This is a genomic window from Neorhizobium sp. R1-B (genome assembly GCF_004368875.1).
Classification (GTDB): Bacteria; Pseudomonadota; Alphaproteobacteria; order Rhizobiales; family Rhizobiaceae; genus Neorhizobium; species Neorhizobium huautlense.
The window spans coordinates 117209-140058 of the sequence record NZ_SOEM01000002.1; the positions used below are offsets into that span (position 1 = coordinate 117209).

Sequence of the window (22850 nt, forward strand, 5' to 3'; positions counted from 1 at the left end):
TCGGGCGGCGCGACCCTAATCCAAGAGACGGACGATTTGAACAGGTATCGGGGCGATATCGTCGGTGTCAGTCGGAGGAACAGAGCCTTTTTGGCGCGGGGGCCAGTGCCGAAAGGCGTCCGGGACGGCTCGCATCAAGCACATCACGGCAGAGTTGAGGTCTCTCGACCTTGCGTTCGAGCCCGAAACGGGGATGATCGCGGCTTCCTGTCCGAGAGCCTTCTGGAGTCGCAATGTCCGTGAAATTCGATATCTCCTTCGCCAAGTCCGCCAAGATCGACGGTGGCCTCGTCATCCAGCTGAAGCTTTCCGGCGACGGGCCTGCGGCGGGTGTTGCCGAAGCAGATCCCGCCGGCGTCGGAGCCCGTGCGGCCGAGATCGCGAAGTTTTCCGCCAAGGCCATGACGACGCTCGACATCATCGCGCCGCAAGGTTCGGCTGCCGACCGGCTGGTCGTGCTCGGCCTCGGCAAGGCGGACGCCCTGACGGCTCAGGATTGGCTAAAGGCCGGCGGCGTTGCGGCCGCTTCCGTAAAATCGATGAGCAAGGTGGTGATCTTCCTCGATGTACCGGGTGTCGAGGTTGGCGGCGCCCGGGCGGCGGGCTTTGCGCTCGGCATGCTTTTGCGCGCCTATAGCTTCGATGCCTACAAGACCAAGAAGAACGATGACGATGACAAGGCGCCGAAAACCGTCAAGGTCACGATCGTCACGGGCGATCCCGCCGCCGCAAAGAATGCCTTTGGCGAATCGGAGGCCATCGCCGGCGGCGTCAACCTGGCGCGCGAACTCGTCAATCTGCCGCCGAATGCGCTCGGCCCCCTGGAATTTGCCGACAGGGCCAAGGAGCTCGAAAAGCTCGGTGTCGAGGTGGAAATCCTCACCGAGAAGGAGATGAAGAAGCTCGGCATGGGGGCGCTGATCGGCGTGGCGCAGGGGTCGGTCAGGCCGCCGCGGCTCGCCGTCATGCACTGGAAGGGCGGCAAGGCGAAGGATGCGCCAGTCGCCTTCGTCGGAAAGGGCGTGGTCTTCGATACGGGCGGCATTTCCATCAAGCCGGGCGCCGGCATGGAAGACATGAAGGGCGACATGGGCGGCGCCGCCGCCGTCACGGGGCTTATGCACACGCTGGCGGCCCGCAAGGCCAGGGTGAACGCGGTCGGCATCATCGGCCTCGTCGAAAACATGCCTGACGGCAATGCGCAGCGCCCGGGCGACATCGTCACCACCATGTCGGGCCAGACGATCGAGATCATCAATACCGACGCGGAAGGCCGCCTCGTGCTTGCCGACGCGCTTTGGTATTGCAAGGATCGGTTCAAGCCGCGTTTCATGATCAACCTTGCGACCCTCACCGGCGCGATCGTGGTGGCGCTTGGCAACCAGCATGCGGGGCTTTTTTCCAACGACGACACGCTTGCCGGCCAGCTTGCTTCGGTCGGCGAGGTAACGGGGGAGAAGCTGTGGCGCATGCCGCTCGGCAAGGAATACGACAAGATGATCGATTCCAAGTTCGCGGACATGAAGAATACCGGCGGACGCAACGCCGGCTCGATCACGGCCGCTCAGCTTCTGAAGCGGTTCGTCGGCGAGACAGCATGGGCTCATCTCGATATCGCCGGGACGGCGATGAATTCGCCCGCCAACGAAATCAACCAGTCCTGGGGTTCCGGTTATGGCGTAAGGCTTCTGGACGAATTGGTGCGCGCGCATTACGAGGTGGGTTGAGAACCCACATTTGTCGGTTCGACTAAATATGGGTTCTCAAACGTGATGACCGAGGTCCTGTTCTATCATCTGACGGAATCGAAACTGGAAGACGCGCTGCCGGCGCTGCTCGAAAAGAGCGTCGAACGCGGCTGGAAGGTCGTGGTGCAGACTAATGCGGAGGCGCGTCGGGATTTTCTCGACGCGCATCTGTGGAGCTTCCGCGAGGACAGTTTCCTGCCGCACGGGACCGATGTTTCGCCTATGGCTGACGCGCAGCCCGTGCTTTTGACCGCAGGCAGCGAAAACGGCAATGGGGCAAGCGTGCGGTTTGTGGTCGACGGCGCCGATCCGCCGCCTGTCGAGACATACGAGCGCGTCGTCTTCATGTTCGACGGATATGACGCCGAACAGCTCGAAAATGCCCGTGCCCAGTGGAAAAGGCTGAAGGGCGAGGGCCACACGCTGACCTATTGGCAGCAGTCGGAAGAAGGGCGCTGGGTCAAGAAAGCCTGACCGGTTTGGTTATTTCCCGGTTGGCTATTTCAGGGAGATCTTGTCGCCCACGCGCGGCCGTGAAATCGCCTTTCCGACAAAGCTGTATTCGGTATTGCCGGTGATGCTCGACAATAGCGATGTAAAAGGCGTGGTCATCGTGTAGTCCACTTTGGCAATCACCAGCTGGACGCCGCTCTCGACGACGTCGTCGGGTATGTCGAATGGCGGCGGCGTGCCGGAAGCCAGCTGGTCTGCCTGATAGGCGCGAGACCAGTTGACGCTTGCATTGCCCGCGGCATCAAAATCGACAATCGCAACCTGGATGTCGAGTTCGGTGCTGTCGAAGGGCGTGAGAATGGCTGCGGTCCCCTCAAGGAGAGTGCGAAGGTCGCTCGCATTCCAGCGTGCTTCCTGCGCGACGATGTCGCTCGCGACTTCCGCGATCTGGTTGATCTTCCGTTGGACCATGAGACCTTCGCCGAGGTCGACGGTGCCGGCAAACATCAGAGCCATCAAAGGCAGAAGCAGCGTGAATTCGATTGCCGATTGCCCACCGCGATCGGCGAGCAGGCTCCATACGCCTTTGCGGCCCGGTCCCTGCTGTTCGTCCTTTTGACCACTTGCCTGTGCCATCGCGCCCGCCTCAGAAGGGTTCGTTTCTGAAAACCGCCGCGGCGGAAAGGACATAGCTGCCGTCGGCAAGCGTGTTGACGTTCGCGCCGATCTTGGCAAGCAGGCTGCTCCAGGGCAGAAATGCCTGGATCATCACGTAGTCCCCCGACGATCCCGGAGAGAAACTTTCCGTGACGGAAAGGACGCCGCCGCTGACGGCGGATGTGAAAGCCATGGAGGAGAAGTCCGACATGGTGGTCGTCGTAATCAGCAGTTCGTCCTCGCAGCCGAAGGCGAGTGCCATGTTGCCGCAGACCGCGCTCCTGAATCTGTCGAGGTCCCAGTTCCCGGAATGGGCGATGCCGACGCGCACATCGCGAGCCGCCATGTGAAGCGCCGAATCGAGCGCGCTGTCGACGAAGAACATCAGCGCCATGTCGAGGATGCAAAACAGGAAGAGCAGGAACGGAAAAATCAGCAGCGCAAACTCGACCGCCGCCACCCCGTCATCGTTGCGTAGAAAGGCTTTTAAACGATTCATGAGGCCTAACTCGTCAGCCTTACTTTGGAGAGATATTGTTTGAAGAGTGCCGATAGGCCCGCCTCGATCTCCTCCGCGGAGTTTGCCTGCAGGAAGAGGTCGCCGCTCGTCGCGCACTGTTCAAGCGCGGTCGGGATGTAATTGGTGCGGCTTGTGTTACCTTTTCCAGGCACGATGGTGCCTCCCCAGGTCGAAGCATAACCGCTGCTGGTCATCGTTTTGCCAAGCGTTGCCTCGTAGCCCCAGTCCCAGGGCATCGGCAGGTATTCCGTATAAAGCACGCCGACCGTGGCATTGAGCGCCTTCACCTGATTGCACCATGCGGAATTGATCGGAGAGACGGCTGATTGCAGATAGCTCTTGGAGGTCGGGAAGCGGATGCCGGAATTTCCCTGCAGCACCCAGTTGCGCTCCGACTGAACGCCGTCCGTCAGAAGCAGCACCAGCTTCAGAGGGTTGCTTTCGCTCGATCCGTCCCCCGCCGTCCCCACGAGAGCCTTGAGGGCGGCGAACGAATAATCGAAATAGGTCGCTTCCTCCGAGGTCGCGCTGGTCAGGCCGCTGGTCTTGTCGCTGAGCTTCTTCCGTGCATTGGTGGTTGAAAATGTCGGCGCCAGCACCTGGCTTGCGGTCTGCCCCATCGTGTAGAGCCCGACCTTGATGCGTTCATGGGAGGCGTCCGCGGTATCGATAAGATCGAGCACTTCATCCACTGCGTCGACCGAAACATCGGCCCGCAACTTGATCCCCATCGCGACCGAGAGGTCATAAACGTTCGTATAGTTCTTGCTCTTGTAATTGAAAGGGCCGCCCTCGGGCGTGTGGCAGGCAAACGCACAGCCAGCCTTAGAGGCCCTTAGGCTCGCCTGTCCGGCGCTCGTGGCGGCAAGCAGCATGGATGCGGATTTGTCGAGAACGACATAGACATTGAGATAGGCGCGGCCGGGACCTTCCACTGACGAGGCAACGCCGACGGCAACATCATTTATGCCCGCGACCTTGAGCAGGGTCGTCGCCACCGACGCATGGGCGGTCGCGGTGATCTTGTGGTTGGAGGTATCGATATCGATATCGTCAAGCGTGTAGCCGCCGCTTCCGAGATTGGTCTGGGCGGCAAACCATTCCTTGATCCGCGTCTCGAGCGCCATCTCGTTCAGCGTGCCGACGCTTCTGACGGCGCCCAGCAGGGCGGCATCGAGGTCGGCCTGCATTTTGGAACGGGTATTATAGGCTCGGACGTAATCGAGGCTCGCGCCGATAGCGGCGATCAGCGGCACCAGCACGATGGCGAACATGATCGCAATATTGCCCTGGCGATCGGCAAGCAGGCGGGAAGAAATACGAAACAGGCCCGAACGCAACATGAAGCCGACCATCAATTAACAAAGAGATAACCGGACTATAGCGGCAAAGTGTAATGCAACGATTAATCGCATTGGAACGATGCCGACGGGTAGATTTACCAAGATTAAATGTTGTTTGTACGTTCGTCTGGATGCACGGCGCGCCAATTATCGCGTTTTCGCGCGTCAGCCCGATGAGGTTGATCCCATGATCGTCTGGCGCAGGAAGCTGTAGCCCATGGCGGGGCGTGCCGCCTGTTCGCTGGAATCGCCGGCGCCGCCGTGGCCGCCGGAGCCGAACTCGTGGAAAAGCGGCTTATGACCGCTGTCCTCCAGGCGCTTGGCAAACCGGCGGGCATGCGAGGGATGCACGCGGTCGTCATTGGAGGAACTCTCGATATAGACGGGCGGGTATTCGATCGTTCCGGCATCCTTCACCTGGTGCAGCGGCGAGTAGGAAAGCATGTAGTCGAGGTCGGCCGGTTCGTCCGGATTGCCATATTCGTCCATCCAGGCCTTGCCGGCAGGAAACACATGGAAGCGCGCCATGTCGATGACCGGGACGCGCGTCCAGACCGCCCCGAAATCTTCCGGATAGCGGGTCAGCATGACCGCAGTCAGCAGCCCGCCGTTGCTGCCGCCGGTGCAGGCGATCCGCGACGGCTTTGTATAGCCGCGCCTGACGAGATCGCGGGCAACCGCGACGAAATCCTCGAATGCCTTGTGCCTGCCGGTGCGCTTGGCGACGCGATGCCAGTCCGGCCCGAATTCACCGCCGCCGCGGATGTAAGCCTGGACATAGGCGCCGCCCTGTTCGAGCCAGATGCCATTGGCACCAGAATAATAGGGGGAGAGAGGCGCTTCGAAACCGCCATAGCCGTACATCAGAACCGGTAGCTCGCCCTTCGCCCAGGTTTTCGGAAAGACGATATGATAAGGCACCCGGGTGCCGTCTTCCGATATGGCCTCGAGGAGTTCCGAGCGCATTCCCTCTGGGTCGAAATAGGCAGGAGCCGTCGCGGTCTGCCGAAGCGTCGCCCTGCTGGCGCGGTCCGAAAGGTCGAGGATGTAGCGGGCGGGAGGTTTGAGGAAGCCCTGGCCGATCACCTGCAGCACTTCCTCTCCCTGATGGAGATCGGCATCGAGCGTCCGGAAGGAGACCGACTGCACTTCAGCCGGGAGAGCAAGCTCCTCCGGCGCGGCATCGGCCTTGGTCAGGTCGAGGAGGAAGAATCGCGGCTCCAGGCGGTCGCTGACGATGAAGACGCACCAGGTCGTGAGCAGCGAGAACTGCGAAACGGACTGCCCCTCGCCAGGTGTGAACAGGATACGCTCCGGCTTTTCGAGTGGCTCGTCGCCAAACGGCGTGAAGCGTTGCAGGATCAGGCTCCCAATTGGAAAACGTTCGTCCGTTTTTGCCCGCCAGAGCACGTGATTGTGGTTGATCGAGAAGTCGATCTCGCTCGGCAGGTCGAGGCGGCGCAGATTTCCGTCGCCACCCCTGGCATGGATGCTCTGCTTGCCGATCTCATGGCAGGCCGCAAAGATCTCGATCTGCCGTTCGCCGGCCGCGCTGTTCCAGAACATCGGGTCGATAACGAAGCCGTAGCCGTAAACGTCGCTGTCGGCCGCTTCAAAGAGGACCGGCGCGTCCCGCGGCGTCTGGCCGCGCTTCAGACGCCGGCCCACCCGCGGCCAGCCCGAACGGGTCGCGGAAAAGTCATCGATGGAGCCGAAATAGCAGATCTCGTCGCGGCTGAGCCAGCTCGCATGCGAGCGCACCCCGGGCGTGTCGAAACCGCCGTCAACGACCGATTTGGTTTCCGCGTCGAATTCGAGAAGGCGCTGCAGATCGGAGCCTCCGTCGGAAAGCTGCAGGAGAACGCGGGTCGGCTCCCAGGGACAGGTGACCGCTCCGTTATAGATCCAGCGCTTGCCCTCTTTCTGGCAGAAGTGATCGAGATCGAAGACGGGCTCCCAGGCCGCGTCGGCTCGAGCTTCCTGATCGGCCGGCAGGCGCCGCCAGACACCGAGCGGATTGTCCTTGCTGCGGTGGAAGTCGAAGAGCCACTTGCCGCGTCGTGTCGGGATGATCAGCCGGTCGTCGCGCTCGATCATCGCCTTGATCGCGTCGCGATCCTTTTCAAATTCCGCGGTCCAGAGTTTCCGGCGGGACGCCTCGTTTCGGTCGGTGATGAAAGCGAGCGTCTTCTGGTCATCGTCGGTTTCGAGAAAAAGATCCATGGCAAAGCTCTTCAACGTTCAATGGGCTTTCAAAAACGACCGCCAACTCAGGCAAGGTCCGTGAGGGTAAAGTCGTCGCCCACATAGAGCAGACCAGCCCCTGCGGCCTTCGCGCCGGCATACCTGAAGCAATCGCCGAAATTAAGCTTCGCCGGATGACGGCCCTTGCCGTAGCGGTCGAATGCGTCGAGGGCTTTCGAGGCAATTTGATCCGTTGCCGGCAGGACCGTGACGTTCAGTTCAGATAACAATGAGCGGACAAGCCGCTCGGATTCCGGAACGGACAGGTTTTCTTTCCCTGACAGCACGACGGCAGCCTCATACACCACGGTGGGCCCTGTCGATCGCGGGCCGTCGGATGCCTCCAGTCGCCGGATCAAATCGTCTGATTTTGGATCGCTAAGCAGGATTTCGAAGATCGCCGACGTATCCAGAAACATCAGATTTCCCACATCTCGTCGAGGAGGGCTTTGTCATCGAAATCCGGATTCGGTTTTCCGAGCCTTTTCACTTCGTCCTGGATTGCCTTCAGCCGCTCGCGAAGCGACGGCTTCTCCGAGGTATTCGACGCTTCGGCCGTTTCCACCACGGGCTGCAGCGCTTGTCGGATCGCATCCGTCTTGGTGGGCGCGTTGAGGATTCTACGGGCCTGCTCGGCCAGTTCGTTGACGCGTTCGTCCCGGACGTAAAGGGGCATCGCGGCACCTCGTGAATATACATCGGAAGGTAGTGTATATTCACGAGGCGGACAAGGTTCAGCCCGCCATCGCCTCTTCGTATTCCGACGACAGCATCAGCCATTCCTCCTCCGCGGCGGCGAGCTTGGCTGCGGCCTCGCCGCGCTCCTTGGCTTTCTGCGCTGCCTTGGCCGGCGCCTTCTCGTAGAGTGCGGGATCCGCAAGCTCTTTATCAAGAGCCTGAATCTGTTTCTCGAGCTTTCCTGTCAAGGATTCGATTTCGTTGATCTTTTTTCTGAGCGGGGCAAGCGAGGCGCGCTTCTCGGCATTGACCTTGCGTTGATCGGCCTTGGAGGCGGGCTCGTCTGCTGTCTGCGCCTTCTCGTCTTTCTTTCGCCCCGCAGAGATGATCAGGTCGCGGTATTCCTCAAGGTCGCCATCGAAGGTTTTGACGGTGCCTTCGTTGACCAGCCAGAGGCGGTCGACGGTCGCCTCGATCAGATGGCGGTCGTGGGAAATCAGGATGACGGCGCCGTTGTAATCGTTGAGCGCTTCGATCAGCGCCCGGCGGCTGTCGATGTCGAGATGGTTCGTCGGTTCGTCGAGGATCAGCAGGTTCGGCGCGTGGAAGGCCGCAAGGCCCATCAGAAGGCGCGCCTTTTCCCCACCGGAAAGATCCTTGGCGGCCGTGTTCATTTTTTCGGTCGCAAGTCCCATCTGGGCGACACGCGCGCGCACCTGGGCTTCCGCCGCCTGCGGCATCAGCCGGCGAACATGGTCGACGGGCGTTTCGTTGGGGATGAGATCGTCGAGCTGGTGCTGGGCGAAGAAGCCGATCTTGAGGCCCGGCGCGAGTTTCATTTCGCCGCTTTCGAGTTCCAGCCGACCGGACACCAGCTTTGCGAAGGTCGACTTGCCGTTGCCGTTCGAGCCGAGCAGGGCGATGCGGTCGTCGTTGTCGATCCTCAGGCTGATATTCTTCAGGATCGGCTTGCCCGGAGCATAACCGACCGCGCCCTTGCTGATCGCCACGATCGGCGAGGCGGGCTGCTTTTCCGGCTCGGGAAAAATGATCGGCTGAACATGGTCTTCCACCACGGCGGCAACGGTGCCCATGCGCTCCAGAGCCTTAACACGGCTTTGGGCCTGTCGGGCTTTCGTAGCCTTGGCGCGGAACCGGTCGATGAAGCTCTGCAGGTGTTTGCGGGCCGCTTCGTTCTTGGCCTTCGCCTTCATCTGCAGCTCGTCTGCCTCGGCCTTCTGCCGTTCGAACTGGTCGTAGCCGCCGCGATAAAAGGTGAGCTTCTTCTGGTCGAGATGGACGATCGAGTTCACGGCATTGTTCAGAAGGTCGCGGTCGTGGCTGATGATGATGACGGTGTGCGGATACCGCCGGACATAATCCTCCAGCCACATCGTGCCTTCAAGGTCGAGATAGTTGGTCGGCTCGTCGAGCAACAGAAGGTCGGGCTCTGCGAAAAGGACGGATGCGAGCGCCACCCGCATGCGCCAGCCGCCGGAGAAGGAGGAGGCAGGGCGGTGCTGGGCCTCGTGGTCGAAGCCGAGGCCGGAAAGAATGCTGGCGGCGCGCGCTTCCGCTGAATGAGCATCGATGTCGACAAGCCGCATCTGGATTTCGGCGATGCGGTGCGGATCGGTTGCGGTCTCGGCTTCCTCGAGAAGCGCGCTGCGCTCCTTGTCGGCAGCAAGCACGATCGAGATCAGCGAGTCCTCCGTGCCCGGCGCTTCCTGCGCCACCTGGCCGATACGGGCATTCCTTGGAATGGTCACCGAACCGCTTTCGGCCGCAAGCTCGCCGGTGATCACGCGGAAGAGAGTCGATTTGCCGGCGCCGTTGCGGCCGACAAGCCCGGCCTTCGCGCCGGCCGGAAGCGTTACGCTGGCATTGTCGAGGAGAAGGCGCCCGGCAATGCGGGCGGAAAGGTCGGTAATCGTGATCATGGCGGCGGTTTTGGCCGAAACTGCCGGTGAAGGCAAGACGGCCTCAAACATCTGCCGAAACGAGTTCCGGGCGGGGGCCTACTGGCTGGCCTGATCGGGCATGAATACCGCCGGGCGTCCGTTCGCCTTCGAAGTTTCCAAGGCCGCTGTTGCCTGCAGGCGCAGTTGCTGCGGCGAGAAGGCGTCCCCGGCGAGCGCGACGCCGATCGAGAGCGTCAGCGTTGCCGTCGCTCTGTCGGACACCGCAAAGACGAGGTTGTCGACAATGGAAGCAGAGAGGCGTTCGGCAATCGGATATATGCTGTCGCGACCGACATCCTTGAACAGAAAGGCGAAATCCCCCTTGCCGATGCGGGCGAGGAAGTCGTTCTTCTTGATCGCCTTGCGGAAAATCGAGGCGGCTTTCCTCACGATGCGGTTGGCAGCCGGCTCGCCATAGGTCTGGGCAATGTCCGACAGGTCGTTGATGGTGACCAGGAAGAGCGCGACGTCGCGTTTGTCGGCCTCTGCGCCATAGAGCATCTCCAGGCGCTCGGCGAAGGCGGCGTGGTTCGGCAGCGCGGTCAGGCGATCCCTAAGGGTAATCGCCCGGGCGGCTGCGGTCTTCTGCTCCGAGGTGACCAGGCGATCCACCCCGGCCTTGAGCACGGCTTCGAGCTCAGTTTCGGCCACGACGGCATCCGACAAGGAAACGCTTAAGTATTCGATCTCGGCGAGGATATCCATCGGTCCGGCATTGCTGTCTTCGCGAAGGCTGCGGGCGACGGCTTCCAGCACGCGCGTAAAACCCTGCTTTTGCGTTACGCCGCTGGTCATCTTCTCCCGCAACTCCCGGAGCAGATTGATCTCGTGGTCGCGCGACCTGGCGGGAGCAAGCGCGACAAAGCCTGGAAGTTGATACCGCAGACCGATTTCATCGAGCAGCGTTTGCGAAGGTGCGAGCGGCAGGGCCAGCACCTCGCGGGAGAGGGCAGTGTCCCCGCCGGACAAAGCCTCGTGAAAGAGTTCGTAGTTGCGCGGCAGGCCGTTGACCTCCAGCTTCGCCATGTGCTGGCTCACCACCTGCAGGGTTCGGTCGCGCACCGCTTTGCTGACTTCGCTCGTCATATCTTGCCCCAAAATCCGATCGGGTTGTTCGATACCAAGTCCAGCCATGACGCGTGGCGTTTAACATCTGCTGAAGAACGGTGCGGCCTCTGTTCCCAAGGTTAAGAGAGAATGGACGAGGTGGGCGGTGCGCCTATCTCCGTGATGCCATTCATGAATTTTCCTGATTGGATTCCTCTGGGGCTTTGCCTTCAATATCCGCGCATCTTTGACAAGGGAGCCAGACATGACTCGAATTCTTTATTCCCTCTGCGGCGCTGACGAGACGCGCCCGTTTTCCCCGCATTGCTGGAAGATCGTGCTGGCGCTTCATCACAAGGGCCTGGAGTTCATCGAGAAGCCGATGCCTTTTACCGATATACCGAAGGTCGAGAACGGATTTTCGAAGACTGTTCCGATCCTGAGGGACGGTAACGAACTGATCCGCGACAGCTTCGATATCGCGCTTTACCTTGAGGACACCTATCCGGACCGTCCGACTCTGTTCGGTGGCGAAGGCGGCAAGGCCCTGGCCCGGTTTGTCGAGGGTTTCTCGCAGATGGTGATCCATACGGCGATCACGAAGATCGCGGTGAAGAACATCCACGACATGTTGGGCGAGACCGATCGGGTTTATTTCCGTCAGAGCCGCGAGGCCCGTCTCGGCCAAACGCTGGAGGAGCTTGAAGCCGGCCGCTCCGCCGAGATCGCCGCTTTCGCGGCAAAGCTCGAGCCGATCCGCCATACGCTGAAGTATCAGGAATTCATCGGCGGCGACGGACCGCTCTTTGCGGACTACATCCTCTTTGGCGCCCTGCAGTGGATGCGCATCACCGCCGGCACGGATGTCTTCAAGGACGATGATCCCGTCGGACGCTGGTTCGAGCGCTGCCTGGATCTGCATGAAGGGGCCGGGCGGCGTGTGACAGCCGCGTGAAATTGCCGAAACCCCCTTGTTTCCAGCGAAAGGGGCGGGTAAACACCGCCCACTTTCCGTTCGAGACAAAGGATTACAACAATGGCGATTGAACGCACGTTTTCGATGATCAAGCCGGATGCCACCAAGCGCAACCTGACCGGCGCCATCACCAAGGTGTTTGAAGACAACGGCCTGCGCGTCATCGCTTCCAAGCGCGTTTGGATGAGCAAGCGCGAAGCCGAGGGCTTCTACGCCGTCCATAAGGAGCGCCCGTTCTTTGGCGAGCTCGTCGAAGGCATGACCTCCGGCCCGACCGTCGTTCAGGTTCTCGAAGGCGAAAACGCCATCCTCAAGAACCGCGAAATCATGGGTGCCACCAACCCGGCCAACGCTGACGAAGGCACCATCCGCAAGACCTTCGCGCTGTCGATCGGCGAAAACTCGGTTCACGGCTCCGACGCTCCGGAAACTGCTGCCCAGGAAATCGCCTACTGGTTCTCCGAAACCGAAATCGTCGGCTGATTGCCGCAAGGCAGTGATCGAGAAATGGGCCGGGGCGAAAGCTCCGGCTTTTTCATGCCCCTCTCATTTAATCTTCAGGCCGGACAATCGGCCACTGGCGAATAGTCAGCGCTGCCATCGGGCTTGAACACGTCGGGGTTCGGATCATAGCCCGGACCGACCACCAGCGGTTTTGCGGGCAGTACGCTTTGATCGACATCCGATGTGACGGTGGTTTCGATCGTCTGGAGCGGTGTGCCGTTGCTGTCGAGAATGCGGATTGTCACCGCATAGGGGCGGTCCTGCCGGACACATTCGATCGGCGGGCTGGCAAGCGAAATCTTGTCCATCCTCGGAAACAGTTTCTCCCGGATGGTCAACGGGTCTCCGCCTCGCGGATTCTCGAACTCTGCCTCGACAGAACCGTCTTCGGGAAGAGTGCCAATTCGTCTCAGCGTCACCAGATAGTTCGCTGTCGCCACGCGGTAGTTGAAGACGAACATCCGTCCGGAAAGCTCGGCAAGCTGCTGCTCGGCTTCGCGCTGACAGGCGGTCAGCAGAAGCGCGGCAAGACTACAGACAATCAGCCGTCTCATCATGGCGCGGCTTCCTTCTTTTTTCGATGATAGTGGCGGCTGGCCTTTGCCCGGTTGCCGCAGACGGTCATGTCGCACCAGGTGCGGCTGCGGTTCTTGCTGCGGTCGACGAACAGCCAGCCGCAATTGCCGCAGATCTTCAGCCGTGTGATTTCTCCATCCGCGAGAAGGCGAAGGGCGGAATGCGCGGTGGCCGCCTCGAGCGAACCTTTGTCCGCACGGCGCAGGACGGCGGCAGTCGCTTCGAGAAGATCGGCTAAAAGACCATATCCGTCATTCTCCAGAATACGGGCGCGAAAATAACGGTCGATGGCCTCCCGCAAGGCTAGGAAGGGCAACCGGTTTCGGGATGGCACCGGTGCAAGCTCACCGAACAGGGAGCGTTCGGCCGAAAATACGCCTGTTGCCTTCGCAAAGGCGTCCATCTGCTCCGGCTCGGCGAAACGATCGACACTACGTGCGGGATCGAAACGCAGGATGACGCTGTTGGCAACATCGAGCGCCAGAGCGCCTCCGGCAAAACGGTGCGGGGTCCACGAAAAGCTCATGTCATCATTATAACTGGCGAAAGCCGTTTTACCAGTTATATTAGGCCGAGTTCGGGAAGGATCGATGGCTTATCTACTGCAGCAACTGGCGAATGCCTTGCCGTTGGCAGCGCTTTATGCGGCGCTTGCCTTCGGCTACTCCATTGCCTTTGCCGTGACCAAGCGTGCGGACATCACCTATGGCGCGATCTTCGCCTTTTCCGGGCATGTCTATTTGATATTTGCCCATTTCGGCTGGAACCAGCTGTGGCTGATCTTTCCCGCAGCACTTGGCCTTGGTGCCGCAGCTGCACTGGCCGGCGGTCTCGGAGCAGGGGTGATCGCCGGCCGGTTCGTCATGCGGCCGCTTGCGAGAATTTCGCCGAACGCGGTAATCGTCGCCTCGCTTGGCGTGCTGATGGTGCTGATGGAGGGGGCAAGGCTTGCGGCAAACACGCGCGAGCTCTGGCTGCCGCCTTTCCTCAACAATCCCCTAGTTTTCTGGCGCGGGGACGGATTTCCGGTCACGCTGACGCTGATCCAGCTCATCAATGTCGCGGCAATGCTGATGATGATCACCTCCGGCTATCTTGTGCTCGCCAATACCCGCTGGGGCCGTGTCTGGCGGGCGGTCGCAGACGATCCGCTGGCGGCAGAGCTCTCCGGCACCAATTCCTCGTTGGTCTTCGTCATCTCCTATGTGGCGGCGGCACTCTATGCCTCTGTCTGCGGGGTGCTCGCGACTTCCCATTACGGCACGATGGATTTTGGCGCAGGCCTGCTGTTCGGGCTGAAGGTGGTGCTGATTGCCGCCGCCGGCGGCCATTCCAACCCCTTGCGCTCAGCCGCCGGCGCCGCCGTCATCGGCTTTGCCGAAACGCTCTGGAGCGGTTACGGCCCGATCGTCTGGCGCGACCTGTTCATCGTTTCGGTGCTTGTGGGCGTGTTGGTGATAAGCAGGCGGGAGAGGGCGATCCCCTGAGCGGACGGCTTGCAGCGGCTTCCATGCTTCTTTCGGGGAAAAGCGCTTTTGCGAGTTCCATTCGATCGTCACTTGGCTAATGTCGCCATGCCGCTAAGTCTCCCCACCGACCCTCCAGGACATACGATCATGCTCAGCAAGTCTCTTTGCCTGCTTTTCTCGGCTTCAATCATGCTGCTGCCGGCGACCGTTCGGGCGCAGTCCGTTGAATTGACTACCCAGTTCAGAGGGTCCGGCATGGCGCTCGAGGCTGTGACCGATGGTCCTTTCGCGGGATTGGGGCAGTTGACCTCGCGCGATGGCAATCCGGGCCAGCGGTGGATGATCTCGTCGGAAGGCAACTGGCTGCGATTGCGCAACGAGCAGACCGGCAACGGGATGTGCCTCGACGTGATCAATGGTGGTGACCGCAACCATTTTGTGGAAATGCGGCCTTGCGGCCACTATTCCGGCCAGTTCTGGCATATGCGCGGAGATGGCAACGACATCAGGCTGACGACGCAATTTCTGGGCGAAGGAATGTGCCTTGATATCGTCAACGGCGGAATGGCGGACAATCTGGCGCACATGGTTCCCTGCGCCAACTACTCCGGCCAGCTGTGGCAGGTGCGGCCTTAGGAAAACAACAGGACTGGTTGGCCCGGCGGCTACATCCACTTGTCCCGCGCTCTGTCATCCGCATCCTTGGCGGATACCCAGTCGCGGGCCGTGCCGTCTGCCGCATGCTCCTTCTTCCAGAACGGGGCGGAGGTCTTCAGGAAATCCATCATGAAGCTGGCGCCGTCGAAGGCAGCCTGACGATGAGGCGCTGCCGCGACCACCAGCACGATATTCTCGCCCGGCGTGATTTTTCCGTAGCGGTGGATGGCAGTGAGCCCCAGGAGCGAGAAGCGTTCGATGGCGATCTCGGCGATACGGCGCATTTCGGCCTCCGCCATGCCGGGATAATGCTCAAGCTCAAGCGCGGAAAGCATGCCCTGCTCGTCGCGGCAGAGACCGCTGAAGGTAACCATCGCGCCGATGTCCCTGCGGCCGGCAGTCAGGATTTCCACCTCGGATCGGAGGTCGAAGTCCTGGCTCTGCACCTGGATCCGCGGTTCGACTGTCACGGTTTCACCCTCCGGTCATCGGCGGGAAAATGCCGATTTCCCGCGCGCCGGCGATCTTTTCCGAATGCTCGACATGCTCCTGGTCGATCGCCACCCGAATCACCTCCGGATATTGAAGCGCGTTCTCGTATTCCTCGCCCAAGCCCTTCAGATGATTCAGCAAGTCGCGCACGGTGACGACATTTTCCGGAATGGTGATTTCCTCTTCCGGCTTGCCGATCCGTTCGCGCACCCAGGCGAAATAGACGAGTTTGGTGCTCATTCTTCGTCAACCAGATGTTTCAGGCCGGCCTTGAAGTAGTCGTAGCCCGTGTAAAAGGTGAGGATCGCCGCAATCCACAGAAGCGCGATGCCGATTTCGGTAATATAGGGCATGATCTTGTCGCCGGCGGGGCCGGCAAGCAGAAAGGCGATCGCCACCATCTGGATGGTCGTTTTCCACTTGGCGATGCGCGTCACCGGTACCGACACCTTCAGTGCCGCGAGATATTCGCGCAGGCCGGAGACGAGGATTTCGCGGCACAGAATGGTGATCGCCGCCCAGAGCGACCAGCCGGCAATCGTCCCGTCCGCAGCCATCAGGAGCAGCACGGAGGCGACGAGAAGCTTGTCGGCAATCGGGTCCAGCATCCGGCCGATATTGGATGTCTGGTTCCAGATGCGGGCGAGATAGCCGTCGAGATAGTCGGTGAGGGAAGCGATCACGAAGATCGTCAGGCCCGCCCAGCGGGCGAAATCCGAACTTTCGAGCCGGCCCTCCACGAAGAAGCAGAGAACGATGACGGGCACGGCAACGATGCGCGCATAGGTGAGCAGGTTGGGGATGTTGTATGCGCGCGAAGCCATGGACGACCTGTTAGCTCTATTTGTTCCTAGTTGATGCCTGAAGCCGCGCCCGTCAACATGCCTTCGCGGCTTTTTTGAAAAGGATTGCGGCAGAGCCGCTTACCCGGCGCGGTTCTCGTGAAAGTGATTGTAGATCTGTTTCGCCACGGCTTCGGAGATACCCTCCACCGCCATGAGATCCGTAAGGCCAGCGCGGGATACGGCTTTTGCCGTGCCGAAATGCTGCAGAAGTTTGCGCTTGCGGCCGGGTCCGATGCCGGAAATCTCGTCCAGGGGATTGCGGACCATCTCCTTCTTGCGGCGGGCTCGATGCGAGCCGATCGCGAAGCGGTGCGCCTCGTCGCGCATCCGCTGGATGAAATAAAGCACCGGATCGCGCGGCGGCAGCGAAAAGTCGCTCTTTCCGTCCACGAAGAAACGTTCGCGGCCGGCCTCGCGGTCGACGCCCTTTGCAACACCGATCGCCGTTACGACATCCCGAATGCCGAGTTCGTCGAGAATGGAGCGGACGGCGGTCATCTGTCCCTGTCCGCCGTCGATGAGGATCACATCCGGCCAAGCGGGGAAGGCGGCATCTGCGGCATCTTCGGCTGTGGCCGCCGATCCGCTGCGGTCGGGGAGGCCCTCTTCCTTGATGAGGCGCGAAAACCGGCGCGTCATCACCTCCCGCATCATACCGAAGTCGTCGCCGGGGGTGATATCGGTCGATTTGATGTTGAACTTGCGGTACTGGTTCTTCACGAAGCCTTCCGGCCCCGCCACCACCATGCCGCCTACCGCATTGGTGCCCATGATGTGGGAGTTGTCGTAGATCTCGACCCGGCGCGGAGTGTAGGGAAGGGCGAAAGTTTCGGCAAAGCCGGCAAGAAGCCGCGCCTGCGAAGCCGTCTCGGCGAGCTTGCGGCCATGCGCCTCGCGGGCATTCGCCAGAACGTGATCGACGAGGTCCCTCTTTTCGCCGCGCTGCGGCACCGAGATCACCACCTTGTGGCCGGCCTTTTCGCAGAAGGCCATCGCGAGCAGTTCCTGTTCCTCCACGGTCTCGGAAAGCAGGATCTGCCGCGGCACCGGTTTGTCGTCGTAGAACTGCGCGAGAAAGGCATTGAGCACTTCCGCGGGAGAAAGCTGCGGGTCGGCCTTCGGGAAATAGGCGCGGTTGCCCCAGTTCTGGCCGGTGCGGAAAAAGAAGACCTGGATGCAGGACAGTCCGCCCTCATGATGGATGGCGAAGACATCCGCCTCCTCGACGCCGGCCGGATTGATGCCCTGGTGGCTCTGGACATGCGACAGCGCGGCGAGCCGGTCGCGATAGACCGCCGCGCGCTCGAAATCGAGATCTTCGGAGGCTTCCGCCATCTGGCTGGCAATCGCCGCCTTCACATTCTGGCTTCTGCCGGAAAGAAAGTCCTTCGCCTCGCTGACGAGCGCGGCATAACCCTCGTCGCTTATCTCGTGGGTGCAGGGGCCGGAGCAACGCTTGATCTGGTAAAGCAGGCAAGGACGGGTGCGGGTTTCGAAGACGCTGTCGGTGCAGGTGCGCAACAGGAAGGCGCGCTGCAGTGAGTTGATCGTGCGGCCGACGGCTGCAGCCGAGGCAAACGGGCCGAAATAATCGCCCTTGCGGGCACGCGCGCCCCGATGTTTGAAGATCGCCGGTGCCCGGTGATCGCCGGTGATCAGAATATAGGGAAAAGACTTGTCGTCACGCAGAAGCACGTTGAAGCGCGGGCGCAGGCGCTTGATCAGGTTCGCCTCGAGCAGCAGTGCCTCGGTTTCCGTCCGCGTCGTGACGAATTCCATATGCGTCGTCTCGCGCACCATGCGGGCGATGCGGTTGGAATGGACGCGGCCCTGGGCATAGTTGCCGACGCGTTTCTTGAGGCTGCGCGCCTTGCCGACATAGAGCACGTCGGCCGCTTCGTTGAACATCCGGTAGACGCCGGGCGCGTTGGGCAGGTGCTTGACGAATTCGGCGATCAGCTCGGCACCCTTCAGGCCGCTCTCGTTCTTGGGCGCTTCGTTCCAGTCGACCGACGCGACGATCCCTTCGACGGGCTCGCTCATCGGAGCGTCGTCGTCATCCTCTTCCGTTTCGTCATAAAGAACGCCGCCATCCGGCAGCTTCGTTCCATTCATTCCAAAGTCTCCGCCAGATGCCGGAACGGAGCCGGTCGCTGGCCATCGCCGATTCGAACCATGAGCCCGTGATTGGCAGCTTGTCAAAGTTTTGCGGGCGAATGGGCTGGCCTGACATCGGGTCCCAAGGCAGAGATAGTAAATCGCCTCCTGTTTGGAAAGTGAAGAACGCTCTCCGGGCATTTGTGGCCGTAGCCACGGGCGCGCCGGAGGGGGCGATTGTTTGAGGCGGAAATTTGGCAGCGGACGCCACCAGTGCTGGCAGACTTCGACAGGAGATGCAGGCGGCCAGCTATTATTGCAGTGCAGAACTTCGATTTTTCCCGCCTTCGTCTCCACTGTTCTGAAGACAGAAGTCGAAAATTCACCGTTGGCCGCGTACAGCAGGCGAGGGGAAACATATTGACGAAGGAGTTCTTTGAATTTAAGAAGTAATTAATCGGAGTAAAGACGCGTATATTTAAATTAATGGATAAGTAAGGTTAATGTTATACATGTTGCGCTATAGCAACATCAAATTTTGGCCTTTCACGCGCCACAATCAATTCACATTTCGGCTCTTTCATTTCCTCAATTCGCATCCACATTCGGCCTCAGCGGGCAGGGAACAAAGCCGTCGCAGCATTTGGTCGCGACGGATCCCGGCACAGCAGTAAAAGGAGAAAATGTATGCGTACTCTTATCGCAACTCTGATGGCCTCGGCAGCCAGCTTCATCGCCATCTCCGCGGCCAATGCCGCTGATGCCGTCGACCAGATTCCGCAGGCTCCGGCAGCAGTCGAAGAGCCGGCACCGGTCGCAAATTGGGCAGGTTTCTACCTCGGTGGTTACGGTTCTTATGATTGGGGCCGTTTCGGTGGTGCTGGCGATCGCGATGGCGCATTCGGCGGCGGTGCCTACACCGGCTACAACTGGCAGTCCGGCCAGATCGTTTACGGTGTTGAAGCCGATGTCGGCTACAACGGCGAAAAGAACACCACCATCGAAGGCTACGAAGGCAAGGCCGGCTGGAACGGCTCCGTTCGTGCCCGCGTCGGTTACGACCTGAACCCCTTCCTGATCTACGGTACCGGCGGTGTCGCCCTTCAGGACAACGAACTGAGCGACGCGACCTCTTCGGAAAACAAGACCGCAGTCGGTTACACTGTGGGTGCCGGTGCAGAAGCCATGGTCACCAACAACATCACCGCTCGTGTCGAGTACCGCTATACGGACTTCGGTTCGGACCGTTACAGCCTGGATTCCGGGTCGGTTTCCAAGGGCTACGACGATCACAGTGTCAAGGTCGGTATCGGCGTCAAGTTCTAAGTCCATCGCCTTTACAGGCTTGGGAAGCCCGGACTTTCTCGGTCCGGGCTTTTTTCATGCTCAGCCGGCCGATTTCATCTCGCCATAGTGCGAAAAGCGCTTGCTAAAAACATCCGGCCAAGAAGCCAGTTCCGGACGACCCTCGGCCCACTGTCCATTGAAGCGCAGGTCGAGATAACCGATCAGTGCCGCCAGTGCGAAATGGCCGCCATGCAGTTTCTTGCCCGTCTTCGGCAGGTTCTTTTCCAGATAGTCGAGGCCGCGAACGGTCTTTTCCCACTGCTTGTCGATCCAGGGTTGGTAGATCTTGTCTTCAGGCCGGAGACGGCGCTCGTAGATGATCGCCAGCAGGCAATCCATGATGCCATCGCACAAGGCCTCCAGAACTTCGGCCTCGGTGCGCTTTTCATCCTTCCTCGGATAGAGCTTTCCGCCCGACAGCCGGTCGAGATAATGCATGATTGCGACGCTGTCATAGATCGGCGGCTCGCCGTCCCGGATCAACACCGGAATCTTGCCGAGCGGATTGTTGTCGATCAGTTCAGCGGGATTGGCGTTGGTGTCGGTCTTCACCTCGGTAATCCGGATGCCGAGATAGCGGGCGGCCATCCGCGTCTTGGCGGCATAGGGGGAGGCCGGCGAGTATAATAGCTTCATCATTGATCCTCTTCTGAAGTCATTGAGCGGGAGGCAGGGTGATCTGGCTAATCTTGCAGCCGTCGCCGTCCACCTCCGGGCAATCGCGGAAAGACAGGTCCTTGGTCAGGCATATGCGCACCTCTTCCAGCCGCTTTCCTTCGCAGCTTGCAGCAATTCCCCGGCGGCTCATACCCGGATTCGCGGCAATGAATCTCTCTTCGATCTGATCGGCCGAGACCGTTAAGGAGGTTTCTCCACGGGAGAGATCGGATGGCAGGCGGATGCGCCGGAAGGCCTCGCGGACCTTGGCGAAATAGTCGCGCTGGTTCAAACCCGTGCAGCTTCCATGTTTTCGCCATTGATGACCGACAAGTCCCATGGACGGCATGATGTCGAACATGGTCTGGCCGAGCGAGCGCGGCACGCGCTCCGGTTCACGCGTTTGGCAGAAATCGGGATAACCTTTTTCATATTGCGGCCAGAGCCCATGGACGATGAAACGGAAATCCTCGTTGCCGCCGCATTGCTGCTCGTTCCGGCCACCATTTTGCAAGGCACAGAAGGTCGGAGACCAGGAGAGCGACAGAACGTAGAAATCGAATTTCCCCGCCTGATCCTGCGCGGGCGCTATTGAAGCGGAGCCAAGAAAACAGGCAAGGAGGCAACCAAAAGCGCGCCGGCGAAGTTGATCGGTCAAAGGTGCCCCCTGAGTGAATTAAGCGACCGAAGCCTTAACGGTATTGATTTAAACAGGGGCGGGAGGAACGGCAATATCGGAATGAAATTCAAGAAGTACTTCTGGCCTGTGGTCGGAGCCATAACCATCGTCGTTTCGGCAAGGTTTCTCTACAAGGAGCTTCGCGGGTTGTCGCTCGACGAGCTGGGAGACAGCTTCGGGGCGATCTCGGCAGGAAACTGGGTACTCTGTGGGTTGTCCACATTGCTGGCCTATGCCGCGCTCGCCGGTTATGACCGGATCGCGCTGATGCATCTCGGCCGCAGGGTAAACTGGTTTTTCATCACCCTCTGTTCCTTCACCACCTATGCGCTCTCCCACAATATCGGCGCATCCGTCGTATCGGGCGCCGTGGTGCGGTATCGCGCCTATTCCGCCAAAGGGCTGACGCCGGCCGAGATCGGGGTGCTGATCGCCGTCTGCTCGTTCACATTCATTCTAGGCACACTCTTTCTCGCCGGCATCGTGCTGATCATCGAGCCCGAGGTTACGGGCCGTTTCGGCGACCTCCTTCCATTGGAGGCAACAGCGGCGACGGGATATGTGCTGCTCGGGTTTGTGGCGCTCTATGTCGCGGCGAGTTTCATGAAGCTCCGGCCGCTTCAGATCGGCTCGCTGAAGATATTTTATCCCGAGCCGCCGGTCGTGCTGCCGCAGCTGCTGATCGCCCCGATCGAGCTCATAGGGGCTGCCGGAATCATCTATTTCGCGTTGCCTGAGGTGGGAAATCCGGGCTTTATGATCGTCCTCGGCATCTTCCTGATCTCCTTTTCGGCTGCACTGATTTCCCATGCGCCAGGCGGGCTTGGCGTACTCGAGCTTGTCTTCATCACGGGACTGCCGGACATGGACCAGGCCGATGTGATTGCTGCCCTGCTGATCTTCCGGCTCTTCTATCTTCTTATCCCGTTTGCGATGGCGCTGGTGGTGGTCCTGTTCTTCGAGCGGTCGCGGTGGCGGATCGAGCATCCGCCGGACCTCGAGCGCGGCAAGCGGGAAAACTCCTGAAGCCGGTTATTCTCCGCGGAGCCAGAAAGCCCGCTGCGAGGCAAAGCGGTCCTGCGCCAGAATGTCCTTCAGCACCGGCAGGAGTGCGTGCAGCTCGTCCTTCAGCGTAAAGGGGGGATTGACGACGACGAGGCCCGAGCCCGATAGCCCGGTCGCTTCCCGGTCGCTTTTCACCGTGAGTTCGGCGCAGAGCATCTTCGGGATTTCCAGCGCTTGCAGTTCCTCGTGAAAGGCCTTGATCGGCGCGCCCTTCTTGATCGGATACCAGAGGCAGTAGGTGCCGCCCGGGAAGCGACGCCAGGCATGGGCGAGCCCCTGGGCGAGGCGGGTATATTCTCCTTCCTCCTCGAAGGGCGGATCGACGAGGATGATGCCGCGCTTCTCCTTCGGCGGCAGATGCGCGCCAAGCGCCAGCCAGCCGTCGAGTTCCGTCGCCCGTACCTGGAAGTCGCCTTCGAAGAGATTGTGCAGGCGGTTGAAGTCCTCCGGATGCAGTTCCATCGCAGAAAGCCTGTCCTGCGGGCGGAACAGCATGCGCGCAAGCTTCGGAGAGCCGGGATAAAATTTCAGCCCGCCATTCGGATTCAGGTCCTTGACCGCCGTCAGATAGGGCTCGAGCAGCTCCGATATTTTTGCGGGCAGCTCGGCTTCCATCAGCCGGCCGATGCCGTCGCGCCATTCGCCGGTCTTCTGCGCCTCGTCGGAGGAAAGGTCGTAGAGCCCGATGCCGGCATGGGTATCGAGGACGCGGAATGCCTTGTCCTTCTTCTGGGCGTAGCGGATCAACCGCGCCAGGATGGCGTGCTTGAGGACGTCCGCGAAATTGCCTGCGTGATAGATATGCCGGTAGTTCATCGTCGCTGCTGTCCCGCGT

The 22850-nt window shown here is 60.5% G+C and carries 25 protein-coding genes; 8 read left to right on the plus strand and 17 right to left on the minus strand.

The window, feature by feature from the left end:
- Nucleotides 1–233: 233 nt before the first annotated feature.
- Nucleotides 234–1727: a leucyl aminopeptidase gene (locus EDE05_RS03370; RefSeq protein WP_134100063.1), complete on the plus strand. Its 1494-nt coding sequence runs from the start codon at nucleotides 234–236 to the stop codon at nucleotides 1725–1727.
- A gap of 45 nt (nucleotides 1728–1772) precedes the next feature.
- Nucleotides 1773–2222 carry a DNA polymerase III subunit chi gene (locus tag EDE05_RS03375; protein ID WP_132409923.1) on the plus strand — a complete coding sequence of 150 codons (450 nt, stop codon included), beginning with the start codon at nucleotides 1773–1775 and terminating at the stop codon, nucleotides 2220–2222.
- A 24-nt stretch (nucleotides 2223–2246) separates the two neighbouring features.
- Here EDE05_RS03375 and EDE05_RS03380 read toward each other — a convergent pair whose 3' ends face one another.
- The 8 genes from EDE05_RS03380 to EDE05_RS03415 all read right to left on the minus strand — a co-directional run bounded on the left by EDE05_RS03380 (nucleotide 2247) and on the right by EDE05_RS03415 (nucleotide 10690).
- Nucleotides 2247–2837, minus strand: coding sequence for a TadE/TadG family type IV pilus assembly protein (locus tag EDE05_RS03380; RefSeq protein ID WP_166675423.1), 591 nt, complete (start codon nucleotides 2835–2837; stop codon nucleotides 2247–2249).
- A 10-nt stretch (nucleotides 2838–2847) separates the two neighbouring features.
- Complete coding sequence (locus tag EDE05_RS03385; RefSeq protein WP_132409919.1) at nucleotides 2848–3357, minus strand: TadE/TadG family type IV pilus assembly protein; 510 nt, start codon at nucleotides 3355–3357, stop codon at nucleotides 2848–2850.
- A 5-nt stretch (nucleotides 3358–3362) separates the two neighbouring features.
- Entirely contained in the window at nucleotides 3363–4721 is a 1359-nt protein-coding gene (locus EDE05_RS03390; protein WP_245505100.1) for a TadE/TadG family type IV pilus assembly protein, read from the minus strand.
- Between the two features lie 165 nt (nucleotides 4722–4886).
- Nucleotides 4887–6944 (minus strand): prolyl oligopeptidase family serine peptidase, encoded by a 2058-nt coding sequence (locus tag EDE05_RS03395; protein WP_134100069.1) that lies wholly within the window; start codon nucleotides 6942–6944, stop codon nucleotides 4887–4889.
- A gap of 47 nt (nucleotides 6945–6991) precedes the next feature.
- Nucleotides 6992–7384, minus strand: a complete 393-nt coding sequence (locus EDE05_RS03400) for a type II toxin-antitoxin system VapC family toxin (protein WP_134100072.1) — start codon at nucleotides 7382–7384, stop codon at nucleotides 6992–6994.
- A complete protein-coding gene (locus tag EDE05_RS03405; RefSeq protein WP_134100075.1) occupies nucleotides 7384–7641 on the minus strand; it encodes a type II toxin-antitoxin system VapB family antitoxin in 258 nt (85 codons plus the stop codon). Before EDE05_RS03405 ends, EDE05_RS03400 begins: the two co-directional genes overlap by 1 nt.
- Before the next feature lie 58 nt (nucleotides 7642–7699).
- Entirely contained in the window at nucleotides 7700–9583 is a 1884-nt protein-coding gene (locus EDE05_RS03410; protein ID WP_105373652.1) for an ABC-F family ATP-binding cassette domain-containing protein, read from the minus strand.
- Nucleotides 9584–9661: 78 nt separating this feature from the next.
- Complete coding sequence (locus EDE05_RS03415) at nucleotides 9662–10690, minus strand: GGDEF domain-containing protein (RefSeq protein ID WP_166675424.1); 1029 nt, start codon at nucleotides 10688–10690, stop codon at nucleotides 9662–9664.
- Nucleotides 10691–10916: 226 nt separating this feature from the next.
- On the opposite strand from EDE05_RS03415, the gene EDE05_RS03420 reads away from it, so the two are divergent.
- The gene (locus EDE05_RS03420) at nucleotides 10917–11606 is read left to right on the plus strand and encodes a glutathione S-transferase family protein (RefSeq protein ID WP_134100081.1); all 690 of its coding nucleotides are present in this window, start codon (nucleotides 10917–10919) and stop codon (nucleotides 11604–11606) included.
- Between the two features lie 81 nt (nucleotides 11607–11687).
- Nucleotides 11688–12110, plus strand: a complete 423-nt coding sequence (gene ndk / locus EDE05_RS03425) for a nucleoside-diphosphate kinase (protein ID WP_105375079.1) — start codon at nucleotides 11688–11690, stop codon at nucleotides 12108–12110.
- Between the two features lie 74 nt (nucleotides 12111–12184).
- Here ndk and EDE05_RS03430 read toward each other — a convergent pair whose 3' ends face one another.
- Both EDE05_RS03430 and EDE05_RS03435 read right to left on the minus strand, forming a co-directional pair.
- Entirely contained in the window at nucleotides 12185–12685 is a 501-nt protein-coding gene (locus tag EDE05_RS03430) for a hypothetical protein (RefSeq protein WP_105375087.1), read from the minus strand.
- Complete coding sequence (locus tag EDE05_RS03435) at nucleotides 12685–13233, minus strand: CGNR zinc finger domain-containing protein (protein WP_132409907.1); 549 nt, start codon at nucleotides 13231–13233, stop codon at nucleotides 12685–12687. The genes EDE05_RS03430 and EDE05_RS03435 overlap by 1 nt, the downstream gene beginning before the upstream one ends.
- Nucleotides 13234–13297: 64 nt before the next feature.
- Between EDE05_RS03435 and EDE05_RS03440 the strand changes: the two genes are divergently transcribed.
- Both EDE05_RS03440 and EDE05_RS03445 read left to right on the plus strand, forming a co-directional pair.
- On the plus strand, nucleotides 13298–14194 hold the full coding sequence (locus EDE05_RS03440) for a branched-chain amino acid ABC transporter permease (protein WP_112801831.1): 897 nt from the start codon (nucleotides 13298–13300) through the stop codon (nucleotides 14192–14194).
- Between the two features lie 129 nt (nucleotides 14195–14323).
- The gene (locus EDE05_RS03445) at nucleotides 14324–14812 is read left to right on the plus strand and encodes a ricin-type beta-trefoil lectin domain protein (RefSeq protein WP_166675425.1); all 489 of its coding nucleotides are present in this window, start codon (nucleotides 14324–14326) and stop codon (nucleotides 14810–14812) included.
- 29 nt (nucleotides 14813–14841) lie between these two features.
- Here EDE05_RS03445 and EDE05_RS03450 read toward each other — a convergent pair whose 3' ends face one another.
- The 4 genes from EDE05_RS03450 to uvrC all read right to left on the minus strand — a co-directional run bounded on the left by EDE05_RS03450 (nucleotide 14842) and on the right by uvrC (nucleotide 18285).
- Entirely contained in the window at nucleotides 14842–15303 is a 462-nt protein-coding gene (locus EDE05_RS03450) for a molybdenum cofactor biosynthesis protein MoaE (RefSeq protein WP_134100088.1), read from the minus strand.
- A gap of 4 nt (nucleotides 15304–15307) precedes the next feature.
- Nucleotides 15308–15565, minus strand: coding sequence for a molybdopterin converting factor subunit 1 (gene moaD, locus EDE05_RS03455; protein ID WP_105375083.1), 258 nt, complete (start codon nucleotides 15563–15565; stop codon nucleotides 15308–15310).
- The gene (gene pgsA, locus EDE05_RS03460; RefSeq protein ID WP_112801837.1) at nucleotides 15562–16149 is read right to left on the minus strand and encodes a CDP-diacylglycerol--glycerol-3-phosphate 3-phosphatidyltransferase; all 588 of its coding nucleotides are present in this window, start codon (nucleotides 16147–16149) and stop codon (nucleotides 15562–15564) included. The genes moaD and pgsA overlap by 4 nt, the downstream gene beginning before the upstream one ends.
- Before the next feature lie 99 nt (nucleotides 16150–16248).
- A complete protein-coding gene (gene uvrC / locus EDE05_RS03465; RefSeq protein ID WP_134100091.1) occupies nucleotides 16249–18285 on the minus strand; it encodes an excinuclease ABC subunit UvrC in 2037 nt (678 codons plus the stop codon).
- Nucleotides 18286–18954: 669 nt separating this feature from the next.
- Between uvrC and EDE05_RS03470 the strand changes: the two genes are divergently transcribed.
- Nucleotides 18955–19593 (plus strand): outer membrane protein, encoded by a 639-nt coding sequence (locus EDE05_RS03470; protein ID WP_105375086.1) that lies wholly within the window; start codon nucleotides 18955–18957, stop codon nucleotides 19591–19593.
- 60 nt (nucleotides 19594–19653) lie between these two features.
- Here EDE05_RS03470 and EDE05_RS03475 read toward each other — a convergent pair whose 3' ends face one another.
- Nucleotides 19654–20250, minus strand: a complete 597-nt coding sequence (locus tag EDE05_RS03475; protein ID WP_134100524.1) for a glutathione S-transferase — start codon at nucleotides 20248–20250, stop codon at nucleotides 19654–19656.
- Between the two features lie 19 nt (nucleotides 20251–20269).
- Nucleotides 20270–20863 carry a ribonuclease gene (locus tag EDE05_RS03480; protein WP_245519867.1) on the minus strand — a complete coding sequence of 198 codons (594 nt, stop codon included), beginning with the start codon at nucleotides 20861–20863 and terminating at the stop codon, nucleotides 20270–20272.
- Between the two features lie 147 nt (nucleotides 20864–21010).
- On the opposite strand from EDE05_RS03480, the gene EDE05_RS03485 reads away from it, so the two are divergent.
- Entirely contained in the window at nucleotides 21011–21976 is a 966-nt protein-coding gene (locus EDE05_RS03485) for a lysylphosphatidylglycerol synthase domain-containing protein (protein ID WP_134100097.1), read from the plus strand.
- 6 nt (nucleotides 21977–21982) lie between these two features.
- Here EDE05_RS03485 and EDE05_RS03490 read toward each other — a convergent pair whose 3' ends face one another.
- The gene (locus EDE05_RS03490) at nucleotides 21983–22831 is read right to left on the minus strand and encodes a 23S rRNA (adenine(2030)-N(6))-methyltransferase RlmJ (RefSeq protein WP_134100099.1); all 849 of its coding nucleotides are present in this window, start codon (nucleotides 22829–22831) and stop codon (nucleotides 21983–21985) included.
- Nucleotides 22832–22850 lie beyond the last annotated feature (19 nt).